This window comes from Brucella tritici (genome assembly GCF_902825325.1).
GTDB lineage: Bacteria > Pseudomonadota > Alphaproteobacteria > Rhizobiales > Rhizobiaceae > Brucella.
On the sequence record NZ_CADEAR010000025.1, the window covers coordinates 15,426 to 28,200 of the forward strand.

The following is a 12,775-nucleotide window of genomic DNA, read 5'->3' on the forward strand; positions in this document are numbered from 1 at the left end:
AAGGCAGTCGTCGGGCATCCGTGCCAGTGGGCAATCAGATCTATCCCGTCGGGTAGAACGGATTGGTCCATGAAACAATCCGGCTAGAGCGGTTCCGGTTAATACGGAATCATCTGAACCGCTCTAAGTATTTGTTTTACCGCATTATCCTACGCAAAACCGCTTCGCACTTTTGCTGGAAATGCTCTAATTCGCACGAATCCAACCGCGTAGTTATTTCCTGCGCGGATTCTACCAGAAAGAGAACCCGTAAAATCTTGTTGCGCAACATCTCAAATATGCAAAACTAAAATCATTCGTTAAGTAACGAATTAAATAAAAATTGGCGATTCACGCCAATCGATTGGGATCAACGGCATTTCGGCGACGGGCGGGGACCGTGCCGACAATGGCGCCAGAAACTTCATTGGGAGGAAATAATGAAGATTATCACATGGGTTGTAGGCTCGTTGAGCGCCTTCATGCCCCTGGGGGGCATCAGTGCACAGGCTGCCGAGCCGGTGAAGGTCGGCTTCGTCATGTCCTACAGCGGCTGGTTTCAGCCGATTGATGCTGCGACCATCAATGGCGCGCTGCTCGCTGTCAAGGAAATCAATGCAGCCGGTGGCGTGCTCGGCAGTCAGATTGAAGTTGCCAAATTCGACAACAAATCGGAGCCAGCGCTGGGCGCAGACGGTGCTGTAGAGGTAATCGGTCAGGGCGCCAAGGCAATCCTGTTTCCGAGTGATTTCGATTTCGGCGCCCCCGGTGCCTACATCGCCCAGCAGAACAACGTCATCTCACTCTCGGGGGCGTCCGATCCGAAGTTCGGCGTCAGCGGCATCGGTTCCTACGCCTATTCGATCTCGAATGCCGCCCAGGCGCAAGGCGCGTTGCTGGCTGAGTGGGCATACAATGACCAGAACTGGCGCTCTGCCTATGTGCTGCTCGACAATACGGTGTCTTTCACCAAATCGCTGTGCGGCAGTTTCAGCCAGCGTTGGAAGGAACTGGCGGGTGCGGATGCGCTCGCAGGCGAAGACAGCTTCATGAATAGCGATCCGAGCATCTCCGCGCAGACGACGCGCATCACCAATCTGGCCAAAAAACCGGACTTCATCGTTCTGTGTTCTTATGCACCGGGAGGTCCGAGCGCCATTCGCCAGTTGCGCGCGGCGGGTCTGGACCAGCCGGTCCTGACGGGCGAGTCGCTCGACGGCGACTATTGGGTCGGCACTGTGCCGAATCTCAGCAATTTCTATGTCGTGAACTACGGTTCGATCTATGGTGACGATCCGGATCCAGCGGTCAACGACTTCTTCAAACGATATGAAGCCGAATACAAGCAGCGCCCGGACGTCTCCTATTCGATCCGCGGTTATTCGCTGTTCCAGGCTTGGGCGCGCGCGGTGCAGAAGGCGGGGTCCTTCGATGCGGATAAGGTAGCGGCGGTGCTCGATGGGTTCAAAGATGAGCCACTGCTCATTGGGCCGACGACCTACACGCCTCAGCTTCACATCCAGACCACCCGTCCCATGACAATCGTGCAAAGCCAGAATGGCAAGTTCAGCGCCTTGAGCAAGAAAGTCTCGGCCCAGACAGTGGATATCGAATGACGCAGCTCGAACTTGAACAAACTGAAAAGGAACTAAAGGCAGTCGATATCACCGTTCGCTTCGGTGGCGTCCGCGCCATTGAAAATGTTTCAGTGGCGCTGAAACAGGGCGAGATACTTGGTCTTATCGGTCCAAACGGTGCGGGCAAGACCACAATGGTCAATGTTCTCAGTGGCTTCCAGCAACCGCATTCCGGCGGGGTCCACATTTCCGGCGTGGCGGGCGCCCGTCGGAAGGCCGACTGGTTCGCCCGCAACGGCGTCGTGCGCACATTCCAGGCCGTCCGGCTTTTTGCTGGCATTACCTTGAGCGAGAATGTCGAGGTTGGCCTTGCCAGTCTCGGCATGGGCCGGATGTTGGCCAGGAAGAAAGCGCACGAACTGCTCGATTATCTGGGTCTCGCTGACAAGGCCGACGTTCTGGGGCGTGAGTTGAACTATAGCGACGAGCGCCGGGTGGGCATCGCGCGCGCCCTTGCACTGCAACCCCGTTTCTTGCTGCTCGATGAGCCTGCAGCCGGCATGAACGTAGCCGAAGCGGAGGCGCTCGGCGTCCTGATCCGGCGGATTCATGATGATTTTAACTGTGGCGTCCTGGTTATCGAGCACAACATGGCGCTGGTGATGAACCTGTGTCAGCGCCTCCATGTCATGGCGGGCGGACGGACCATTGCGCAAGGAACGCCAGCGGAAGTGCTCGCCAACGAGCATTTCAGATCGGCCTATCTGGGGTCGGAGGTCATATGATGTTGCAGACAACAAAGGATGCGCTGGCTGCGGTTGAACCGCTGCTGGTGGTGGAGGGACTGGTCGTCAGATATGGCCAGGTTCTCGCGTTGGACGGGGTTGGCCTTAGGGTCAATGCAGGCGAGATGGTTGCCATCGTGGGGCCAAACGGGGCGGGAAAATCCTCGCTTGTCGGTGCGATTGCCGGAACCGTCCGCGCGGCTGCAGGCCATGTGCGCTTCAAGGGCGAAGACATCGTCGGGCAGAGTCTGGAGCGTACCGTGCGCCGCGGCATCGCCATGGTTCCCGAAGGACGCCATGTTTTATCGAGCCTCACCGTGATGGAGAACCTGCGTCTGGGGGCGACGGTACGACGGGATCGTGCCCAAGTCGACGACGAGATCGGTGAGTTCTTTCGCATTTTCCCAATTCTCGCCGAACGCCGCAATGAAGCGGCGGGCCGTCTCTCCGGTGGCGAACAGCAAATGCTGGTGATCGCACGGGCGCTGCTTTCCAGACCGGCCTTGCTGATGCTCGACGAACCCTCGCTCGGGCTGGCTCCCAAAGTGACTGACCGGGTCTATGAAATTCTCGACGGGGTTCGCCAACGAGGTGTTTCGATTTTGGTCGTAGAGCAGAACGCGTCGCGAGCGCTCAAAGCCGCCGATCTTACCTACGTGCTGAACGGCGGCACTTTTCGTATCGCCGGGACGACGGCACAACTCGCCGACAATCCGGATTTCGAGGCGGCCTATTTTGGCCTCAACAAGCATGGTTCGATATGAAGACGGAACTTGTCCAGATATTCGTCGATGCTTTCAGCGTCGGGGGGCTCTACGCTTTGACCGCGCTCGGCATCGGCCTGATTTTCAGTGTCATGAGGTTGGCGAATTTCGCTCATGCGGAATTCATCACGGTCGCCGCTTATACGCTTTTTGCCTTGTCCGGGCAGCCGCTCCTCATTTCCATCGCGATTTCGCTGCTGGTTGTGATTGCGCTGGCGGTCCTCACGGAGCGTGTGGCGTTCCGGCCGCTCAGGAAGGCCGATCCGGCAACGATGCTGATCTCGTCCTTCGCCGTTAGCATGCTCTTGCAGAAGCTGCTGATCTTTACTTTTGGTTCGCGCGTCAAGGCGCTCGATCCACTGCCTATGCTTGCCCAGCCTGTCTGGATTGGCAATGTGCAGGTGAGTGCGCTCAAACTGGTTACAATCGGCGTTTGCGCCGTCCTTCTCATCGCGTTGACTTTCTTTCTCAAACGCACACGTCTCGGGCTTGAAATGCGGGCAGCGGCAGAGAATTTCACGATGTCGCGGCTGCTTGGTGTGCGTTCCAATTCGGTTATCGCAATGGCTTTCGCCCTGAGTGGGTTTCTCGCTGCCGTAGTGGCCGTGCTCTTTGCGGCGCAGACCGGTTTCGTCCAGCCGCGGCTGGGGGTTCAGATCGTCATCATCGCATTTGTTGCGACGGTTATCGGCGGCTTGGGCAGCCTTGTCGGCGCTGCAGCAGGCGGCTTTCTGGTCGGTGTCGTCTCGACCTTGCTGCAGGCATTCCTGCCACCCGAATTGCGCGCCTTTCGCGAGGCGTTCCTGTTTGTCGTCGTCATCCTCGTCTTGCTGGCCGCGCCGCAAGGACTGTTTCCCGCACGAGGCGTGAAGGAGCGCATTTAGAACATGAAATCGAAATCTTCCGTCCTTGAAGCCCAGCCGCCGGTTCAGGGCTTTGTCGTGACCAATCTCGACATTGCCGAGACGCTGCGTCGCTTCGTGCCTTTGCTAGTCCTGATCGCGGCTTTGCTGGTGATCGTATTGCTCGCTGAAATGTCAGGGATCGTGCTCCAGCGACGCGTCATCTTAGGACTTGTCAATCTTGTCGCGGTTGTCGGCCTCTATATCTTCATGGGCAATTCTGGAATCCTCAATTTCAGCAGCGTAGGCTTCATGGCCATTGGGGCTTATACCTCTGCTTTGCTGACCATGGCACCGGGCATCAAGGCAACACTTCTGCCCAACTTGCCGGTCTGGCTGGCTGCGACCCAGCTCCCTCCGCTGTCTGGCGTTCTCGCGGGTGCAGGGGTCGCGGCGCTGGTGGCTTTTGTAGTCGGCCTACCGATCATGCGTCTGTCGGGAGTCGGAGCGGCAATTGCCACGATGTCGCTGATGATCATTTGCTACATCGTTTTAGGCAATTGGACAAACGTGACCGGCGGCCAACAGTCGCTGATGGGATTGCCGACCTATGTTGGTTTGTGGACCGCATTCGCCTGGGCCGCCGTGGCTCTCACGGTCGCGTTCTTCTATCAGGAAACACGCTGGGCGCTCGGTCTGCGCGCCGCCCGCGAGGATGAGGTCGCCGCGAGCGCTACGGGTGTCCGGGTCGTGCGCGCACGGTTGATCGCCTTTGTGCTCGGTGCTTGTGTCACCGGTATTGCAGGGGCGCTCTACGGCCATTTTCTCGGCACGCTCAGGGTCGAGAGCTTCTACCTCGACCAAACGTTCCTGTTCATCACCATGTTGGTCGTCGGCGGCATGCGCAGCCTGACCGGTGCTGTGGTCGGCACGATATGCATATCACTCCTGAGTGAATTGCTACGGCTGCTGGAAGTTGGCGTCGTGGTGCCGGGAACCGACATCACGCTCGCCACCGCGCCTGGATTGGGCGATGTCGCGCTGGCTGCCGCAATGCTCGCCATCATGCTTTTCCGCCCACAGGGCATAACCGGCGGTCGTGAGATCGCCGTCGCGGCCAAGAAGTAGCCAATCATCTCATCACCAGGATAATACAAGAAGGAACTATCATGTCCGACAGCAAGCCCTCCGCTCCGGCGCCCACCGTCGATACTTCGGCCATAAGGCAGATCGCCTCTGGGGTCTGGGTCATTCCCGACCATCGGGTGCCGTTGGTTCCCAATATCGGCATCGTCGTAGGCGACCATAGCGCACTTGTCATCGACACTGGCACGGGTATCAAGAATGGCCGCGCCGTTCTCGAGGCAGCGCGCCGCCTGGCAGGGGATCGCAAACTGATCTTGACCCTTACGCATTTCCATCCCGAGCACGGCTATGGCGCCCAGCCTTTCAAGGGTGTGGCGAAGATCGTTTACAATCGTAGCCAAGCTCTGGAATTGGCCGACAAAGGCCAATCCTATCTCGAGATGTTCAAGGGCATGGGACCTGCCATCGCCGAAGCGCTTGAGGGAACCGAACTGGTAGCGGCCGATGAGCTCTATGACGGTCCGTTGCATGAAATCGACCTCGGCGGTCGCGTAGTTCAGTTGCGCAACTGGGGCAAGGCCCATACGCGCGGCGACCAGATCGTCTTCCTGCCGGCCGAGCGTATCCTCTTTACCGGCGATCTCGCCGAAGAGAAGACATTCCCGATTTTCCCTTGGTTCCCGCCGCACGATGCGGATATCGACGGTGCGAATTGGCTTCGCGCACTTGAGGACTGTATCGCAATGAAGCCGGAAATAGTTGTTCCCGGTCATGGCGAGTTGGGTGGTGTGGACATCATCATCGGTGTTCGCGATTACATCGCCGCGATGGCGCAGAGCGTAAGGGACGAGTTGAAGCGGGTTTCCGAAGAAGAATTGGTTGCCCAGCTGGCGCCGCGCATTCGCGCCCAATATCCGGACTGGCATTTTCCCGAATGGATCGACTTCGCCATCCGCTATCACGCATCGCTCGTCTAGAGCGGTTCTGGTTAAAACGGAGTCATTGGGACTGCTATATCCATTTGTTTTGACGCATGTCTTTATCCCGAAACCGGTTCCCACTTTCGGGAGACATGCTCCAACTTTCAACTTTAGGAACCTGCCATGAGAACAGTGCTCATTGCGCTGCATTATCAGAACGAGGTACTCCACGCCGACGGGAAGATTCGCGTCGGCGTGGCAGAAAAAAGCGACGGTCGCGAGGAGCTGAAGGAGAAAGCGGCTCGCCTGCTCGCGGCAGTTCGCGGTCATGGCATCCCAGTCGTCCTGGTGCGGATCGCGTTCCGGCCCGATCACGCCGACGTGGTTCAGAACGGCAAGATTTTCCGCGACGTGGTGGCCAACAAAGCCATGATCGACGGAAGCTGGGGGGCCGATTTCCATGACGGCTTCGGCCCCGTTGACGGCGAATATGTTGTCAAACACTCGCGCAACAACGCCTTCTACGGCTCACAATTGGAGGAGGTGTTGCGGGTGCTCAAGGCTGAACGTCTGGTAATTGCGGGTATCTCGACTAACTTCGTCGTGGAGGCGACGGTGCGCTGCGCGTCAGATATGGGCTACGAGATCATCGTGGCGTCCGATGCCTGCTCATCTGCCAGTCTGGCGCAGCATCAGGCTTCGCTGGAAAACATGAAGCTACTCGCGGATATCATGACCGTGGACGAAGTCGCCCAGATGATCGCGGCCGGTGGCCTGCAGTCATGACCGGGAGCACACCTCAGCTCCTTGTCGTTTCAAGGCTGACGGTGTCAAGCACGCGGCGGAGGAGTTTGAATAACTGTTCCTGCTCCTTCGCATCGAGCCCGGCCAGAATTTCGGTGGCATGCCTTTGCGCGTTCGGAGCGATCTTGCAATACATATCGCGTCCATGGCTGGTGAGATGGACCTCGACTACCCGGTTGTCATGAGGCGCTGTACGCCGCGTGACCAACCCGTCGCGTTCCATCTGGTCGACCACGCGGCTGAGCGCCGACTGGGCGATCAGAGTCAAACGGACCAGTTCGGTCATCGTTTGACCGTCATCGTTCATGAGCACCATCAGCACACGCCAGCGATGGACAGTCACGCCATGCGGACGCATGCGCTCGAGTAACCGGTTGTTTAGATGGCTGGTGATCAGGTGGAAGAGGTATGGCGGAAACTGGTCAAGCACTAGGACAGGGCAGTCTTCCGTTTTCGGTTTGTCCTTGACCTTTGGTGCCATGTTGCTTGTTCTCCGTATGTTTAGCGGATTTGTCGCCGATCCGATGCACTTATGCAAGTCGGCGGCGTAGTCGGTGAAGGCATTCGACTGAGAAAATAGTCTCAGCGCTGGAGGCATTGATCGTTTCGTGCAGCAATCGCACAATGCCGCGATCCTGCTTGGAGCGCGACATGGTCGCCTCAATGACCGTTGCGCGAATGCGGATGCTATCACCGCCGAACAGAGGCTTGAGCCACCGGACCTTATCCATTCCGGGTGACGGCATGACCGCCTCGTCCCAGAGGTGAAGGTCAAAAAACAGCTTCATACTGAGCGAAAGCGTATGCAGTCCTGATGCCATGATGCCGGGATAGCCGACTGCCCGCGCTGCCTCATCGTCGAAATGGAATGGGTTGGGGTCAAAAGTTCCGGCGAAGTCCAATATGTCCGCTCTGCTAATCTTATGATCCCCGGATTCGAACCTTTGTCCGATGTGGATGTCGTCAAAATAGAGTGACATGAGCGGTTCCCACCTTCCTGCACGACAGTCTCCGTGCTGCGTTTGAAAGATGACATCTCATATAATTATGTGGTGTTCAATGGAAAAAGAATTGAAACGGGACGTCTACGGCAATTGACACGACCACATTCCCAACAATATGATAAATCATATAACAGAATGTCAGTCCTTGGGAGGGATCATGGCGGAGCGGTCATTTTTAAATGAGGTCGAGGACCTCAAGCTGGGCGAGGGCGAGATCTTCCGCGGCGAAGGCATTCTCGCCATTACTAAGGCACTGCTGCAATCCGGCGTTGGTTATGTCGGTGGCTATCAGGGCTCGCCGATCTCGCATCTCATGGATGTGCTGGCAGACGCCAAGGACGTATTGGACGATCTGGGCGTGCATTTCGAATCGTCCGCATCGGAGGCGGCTGCCGCCGCAATGCTTTCCGCATCGGTGATGTATCCTATCCGCGGCGCAGTCACCTGGAAATCGACCGCTGGCACCAACGTCGCCTCCGACGCGCTGACTAATCTGGCTTCCGGCGGGGTGATGGGCGGTTCGCTCATTATTCTGGGTGAAGATTTCGGTGAAGGCTCGTCTATTCCCCAGGAGCGCAGCCATGCTTTTGCAATGAAGTCGCAGATGTGGCTCCTCGATCCACGCCCTAATCTCGAATCGATTGTCAAGGCTGTTGAGGACGGCTTCGAGCTGTCGGAAGCATCCAACACGCCCGTGATGCTGCAGGTGCGCATCCGTGCCTGTCACGTGCATGGCCAATTCATGGCGAAGAACAATCGCAAGCCGGAATTCACGCTACAGCAAGCGCTTGAAAACCCGCGCCGCGCAATCGACCGCGTTGTCCTGCCCCCGGCATCGCTCTTCCACGATAAGGAAAAGCTCGAACAGCGCTGGCCGACTGCCGTTGAATTTATCCGTTCCCGCAAACTTAACGAGTATTTCGGCCCCGAAGAAGGTGACGTCGGCATCATTCTGCAAGGCGGCATGTACAACAGCGTGATGCGCGCACTGCAGTTCCTCGGACTGGCGGATGTCTATGGCAACACGTCCGTGCCGCTTTATGTGATGAACGTAACCTATCCGATGGTCGACGAGGAAGTCGCCGACTTCTGCATCGGCAAAAAGGCGGTGCTGATGGTCGAGGAAGGCCACCCGGCATTCATCGAGCAGGCACTGATCGCTGCGTTGCACCGCAAGGACATCAACACGAAGATCCACGGCAAGGATGTGTTGCCGCTTGGCGGCGACTACACCAATGCAGTCATCGAAAAGGGCATGCGCAAGTTCTTTGAAATGCATGCGCATGTGCTGCTGGGCAACCGTCGCGAAGGCCCGGATGCCACACCGGTACTTGAAAATGAAAAAATCCAGAAACTGCAGGAAATCGTGCCGCCGCGCCCGGCAGGCTTTTGTACCGGCTGCCCGGAACGCCCGATCTTCGCTGCCATGAAGCTGATGGAACGCGAGCTTGGTCAGCATCACGTCTCCGGCGACATTGGCTGTCACATCTTCTCGGTGCTCCCGCCCTTCAATATTGGCGGCAACACGATGGGCTACGGTCTTTCCGCAGCGGGCATGTCCGCTTTCAATGTCGAGGCTGGCAAACGTCCTATCGCCGTGATGGGTGATGGCGGCTTCTGGCACAATGGTCTTTCGACCTCGGTTGGCAATGCCGTCTTCAACAAGCATGACGGCGTGATCCTGGTGGTCGACAATCATTACTCGGCAGCGACTGGTGGACAGGACATCCTGTCATCACGCGCTCTGAACCCCGAGCGTTCCACCAACAACACCATCGCCGACGCTGTGAAAGGGGTGGGTGTGAAGTGGGTGCGCCAGATCGACCGCACCTATGACGTGGCCAAGATGCGGGATACGCTGAAGGAGGCGCTGACGACGGAGGAAAAGGGCCCGAAGGTCATCATTGCTTCGTCCGAATGCATGCTCAACAAGCAGCGTCGTGTGAAGCCGCAGTTCAATAAAGCGGTGAAGGACGGCAAGCGCATGGTCAAGGAGCGCTTCGGCGTTGATGAAGACGTCTGCACGGGCGATCACGCCTGTATCCGTCTTTCCGGTTGCCCGTCGCTTTCGGTCAAACACACGGACGATCCCTTGAAGGATGATCCGGTGGCAGCGATCGACAATACTTGTGTCGGCTGTGGCAATTGCGGTGAAGTTTCAGAAGCCGCCGTGCTTTGCCCTTCGTTCTATCGCGCCGATGTGATCCACAATCCAACCCGGGGTGACCGCGTCATGGCAAAGCTCCGCGCCATAGTGATCGGCTTCTTCCAGCGCCGTGCCGACCGTCGGCGCGTGGCTTTCGTGTAGGGAGGCGACCATGAATATCGAAATTGCCAAGGGGCTTTCCCGGTTCTCCAGCAAGCGGCCGATCTCCGTCGCCATCCTTGCCATGGGCGGGCAGGGCGGCGGCGTGCTTGCCGACTGGATTGTTCAGGTCGCAGAATCGCAGGGCTGGGCAGCGCAATCGACCTCGGTACCAGGTGTTGCGCAGCGAACCGGCGCAACGATCTACTACATCGAAATGTTGCCGGAGCAGGATGGCATTCGACCCATCTTCTCGCTCATGCCGACGCCAGGTGATGTCGATGTGGTGCTCGCTGCCGAATTCATGGAAGCGGGACGCGCCATGTTGCGCGGCATCGTCACGCCGGAACGTACGACACTGATCGCCTCGAGCCACCGGTCCTATGCGGTGGTCGAAAAACAGACGCCGGGTGACGGCACCGGCGACCCTGTGGCCGTGATCGAGGCCGCCGGCATAGCAGCGAAGCGCATTATTGCCTTCGATATGCAGAGCCTTGCGGAAAAAAGCGGCAGCGTTGTCTCGGCGGCCATGTTTGGTGCGCTGGCTTCGGCTGAAGTGCTACCATTTGCACGTTCTGTTTTTGAGGATGCCATCCGCGCTGGTGGCAAGGGCGTCGAGCCCAGCCTGAGAGCGTTTGCAAGTGCCTTTGATCGGGCACGCGAAGATCGGCGCGAGACGATATCCAAGACCCCCGCGAAGCACTTTGCATCGCTTCCCATTGCAACGGGCCACAAGGCGCTCGATAATCTCGTGACCCGTATTCGCAGCAGCTTTCCAGAACAGACCCAGTCGATGTTGTTTGCTGGGGTCAGCCGCCTCGTGGATTACCAGGACCCGGCCTATGCTGATGAATATCTTGACAGAATGGAAGCACTTCACAGAAGTGACGGGCAAAATGGAGGCGAGCAGCACGATTTCGCCTTCACGCTGGAGGCAGCCAAGTATCTGGCTATTGCTTTGGCTTATGACGATGTCATTCGGGTAGCCGATCTGAAGACGCGTACGAGCCGGTTCGACCGCGTGCGCAAGGAGGTCGGTGTCAAAGCGGATCAGATCATCTATACGACCGAATATATGCATCCGCGCATGGAAGAGGTGGCGGGTACCATGCCCGCCTCGTTCGGGCGTTTCCTCGAAACCAGCCCGCGTCTCTTCCGTCTGCTCGACAAGGTGATCAACAAGGGCCGTCGTGTCCGCACGGGGACGGTAGGCTGGTTCTTGATGCTACATCTCCTCGCTGGTGCGAGACGCTTTCGCCGCAGCACGCTGCGCCACCAGCGTGAATTCGCACATATTGAGAGTTGGTTGGTTGTCGCGACCGGCGCGCTGTCGACAAACTATGATCTTGCGGTCGAGGCGGTTGCTTGCCGCCGTCTGGTGAAGGGCTACTCCGACACCCATGCTCGAGGGCAATCAAAGTTCGACAAAGTTATCGGCCAGGTTTCCTCGCTGTGCGGTCGCCCGGACGGCGCGGCCTGGCTCAATCGCCTACGACGCGCAGCCCTCTTGGACGAGGAAGGAACAGCACTTGATGGCGCATTGCTGACAGTAGCCAGCCTCAGTGAGAACAACAATTCCTAGAGTTCATGGAGAAGAAAAGGTGGCGGCCTCTCAACAGAGCCCGCTACTTTTTGCATAGAGCGGAAGGACAGCCATGTCGCATTTTTACGGGGTCATACCCTATCTTGTCAGTCCTTTGAAAGCAGACGGCAATATCGATGAGAAAGTGCTCGGCGACCTTTGCAACGACCTGATCGGCAAAGGCGTAACCGGACTCACACCTCTCGGCAGCAGTGGGGAATATGCCTATCTCTCCGACGAGAAGAAGCGTCGTATCGTGGAGGTTGTCGTTGAGGCGAGCAACGGGCGCGTTTCGGTTGTCCCTGGTGTTGCAAGTGTCTCCACCGAAGGAGCCATTGAGCAGGCAAGATTGTACAAAAAGATTGGCGCGGATGGTATCGTCGGCGTGCTGGAATCTTATTTTCCGCTAAGCGAGCAAGAGGTCAGAAATTATTTTCTCGACATTGCCAACAGCGTCGATCTTCCTATCGTCGTTTATACCAACCCGAATTTTCAGCGTACGGATCTTTCTATCGACACGATCAGTACAATCGCAGACCACCCGAATATCGTTGGCTTGAAGGATGCGTCTACAAACACGGGTCGCCTGCTGTCGATCATCAATCGCTGCGAGGGCAAGCTGGATGTGTTTGCCGCATCGTCACATATTGCTGTCAGCGTCCTTCTGATGGGCGGAAAGGGCTGGTTTGCTGGTCCGGCCTGCGTGCTGCCCGAGCAGAGCATCGAACTTTACAATGCCTGCAAGCGCGGAGAATGGGAACATGCCGCCAAGATCCAGAAACGGTTGTGGGGCTTCAACGAGGTTTTCGCACGCTATCGCTTGGCAAGTTGTCTCAAGGCGGCGTTGCAAATCCAGGGCTATGAGGTGGGCGATCCGATCCGGCCGCAGACACCGCTGGATGCAAACGCAGTGAAGATTGTAAAGGATGCATTGCAAGCTGCGTCGGCGCTCTAACGCCCGGTAGCCCTTTTTGCCGGGATATGTCCCGGAAGCCGGTCTCATTTTTGCGATGCACTCGGCAAAAAGGCCCGCCTAAGCGGGCCTTTTATTGGGTGCGCCGAGCATGGCGCGTGGTGCGCAAGCATCGCTCGACCGGGATGGTATCCGTTCGATGACTTGGAGGTGA

At 57.6% G+C, this 12,775-nt stretch carries 12 protein-coding genes; 10 read left to right on the forward strand and 2 right to left on the reverse strand.

Going from position 1 to position 12,775, the window contains the following annotated elements; genetic code table 11:
* Positions 1–419: 419 nt before the first annotated feature.
* The 7 genes from HWX93_RS20685 to HWX93_RS20715 all read left to right on the forward strand — a co-directional run bounded on the left by HWX93_RS20685 (position 420) and on the right by HWX93_RS20715 (position 6,739).
* Entirely contained in the window at positions 420–1,595 is a 1,176-nt protein-coding gene (locus HWX93_RS20685; protein ID WP_176038561.1) for an ABC transporter substrate-binding protein, read from the forward strand.
* Positions 1,592–2,341, forward strand: coding sequence for an ABC transporter ATP-binding protein (locus HWX93_RS20690; protein ID WP_176038562.1), 750 nt, complete (start codon positions 1,592–1,594; stop codon positions 2,339–2,341). The genes HWX93_RS20685 and HWX93_RS20690 overlap by 4 nt, the downstream gene beginning before the upstream one ends.
* On the forward strand, positions 2,341–3,105 hold the full coding sequence (locus tag HWX93_RS20695) for an ABC transporter ATP-binding protein (protein ID WP_176038563.1): 765 nt from the start codon (positions 2,341–2,343) through the stop codon (positions 3,103–3,105). Before HWX93_RS20690 ends, HWX93_RS20695 begins: the two co-directional genes overlap by 1 nt.
* The gene (locus HWX93_RS20700) at positions 3,102–3,989 is read left to right on the forward strand and encodes a branched-chain amino acid ABC transporter permease (protein ID WP_176038564.1); all 888 of its coding nucleotides are present in this window, start codon (positions 3,102–3,104) and stop codon (positions 3,987–3,989) included. Before HWX93_RS20695 ends, HWX93_RS20700 begins: the two co-directional genes overlap by 4 nt.
* Before the next feature lie 3 nt (positions 3,990–3,992).
* Entirely contained in the window at positions 3,993–5,075 is a 1,083-nt protein-coding gene (locus HWX93_RS20705; RefSeq protein WP_176038565.1) for a branched-chain amino acid ABC transporter permease, read from the forward strand.
* A 41-nt stretch (positions 5,076–5,116) separates the two neighbouring features.
* On the forward strand, positions 5,117–6,010 hold the full coding sequence (locus HWX93_RS20710) for an MBL fold metallo-hydrolase (protein ID WP_176038566.1): 894 nt from the start codon (positions 5,117–5,119) through the stop codon (positions 6,008–6,010).
* A gap of 126 nt (positions 6,011–6,136) precedes the next feature.
* Positions 6,137–6,739: a cysteine hydrolase family protein gene (locus tag HWX93_RS20715; RefSeq protein ID WP_176038567.1), complete on the forward strand. Its 603-nt coding sequence runs from the start codon at positions 6,137–6,139 to the stop codon at positions 6,737–6,739.
* A gap of 13 nt (positions 6,740–6,752) precedes the next feature.
* Here the strand turns inward: HWX93_RS20715 and HWX93_RS20720 are convergent, their stop codons facing one another.
* Both HWX93_RS20720 and HWX93_RS20725 read right to left on the reverse strand, forming a co-directional pair.
* Entirely contained in the window at positions 6,753–7,238 is a 486-nt protein-coding gene (locus tag HWX93_RS20720) for a MarR family winged helix-turn-helix transcriptional regulator (protein WP_176038568.1), read from the reverse strand.
* 49 nt (positions 7,239–7,287) lie between these two features.
* Complete coding sequence (locus HWX93_RS20725) at positions 7,288–7,737, reverse strand: MaoC/PaaZ C-terminal domain-containing protein (RefSeq protein ID WP_176038569.1); 450 nt, start codon at positions 7,735–7,737, stop codon at positions 7,288–7,290.
* A gap of 181 nt (positions 7,738–7,918) precedes the next feature.
* On the opposite strand from HWX93_RS20725, the gene HWX93_RS20730 reads away from it, so the two are divergent.
* The 3 genes from HWX93_RS20730 to HWX93_RS20740 all read left to right on the forward strand — a co-directional run bounded on the left by HWX93_RS20730 (position 7,919) and on the right by HWX93_RS20740 (position 12,603).
* Positions 7,919–10,069: an indolepyruvate ferredoxin oxidoreductase subunit alpha gene (locus HWX93_RS20730; protein WP_176038570.1), complete on the forward strand. Its 2,151-nt coding sequence runs from the start codon at positions 7,919–7,921 to the stop codon at positions 10,067–10,069.
* 10 nt (positions 10,070–10,079) lie between these two features.
* Complete coding sequence (locus HWX93_RS20735) at positions 10,080–11,648, forward strand: indolepyruvate oxidoreductase subunit beta family protein (protein ID WP_176038571.1); 1,569 nt, start codon at positions 10,080–10,082, stop codon at positions 11,646–11,648.
* A 73-nt stretch (positions 11,649–11,721) separates the two neighbouring features.
* Positions 11,722–12,603, forward strand: coding sequence for a dihydrodipicolinate synthase family protein (locus HWX93_RS20740; RefSeq protein ID WP_176038572.1), 882 nt, complete (start codon positions 11,722–11,724; stop codon positions 12,601–12,603).
* The last annotated feature ends 172 nt before the right edge of the window (positions 12,604–12,775 follow it).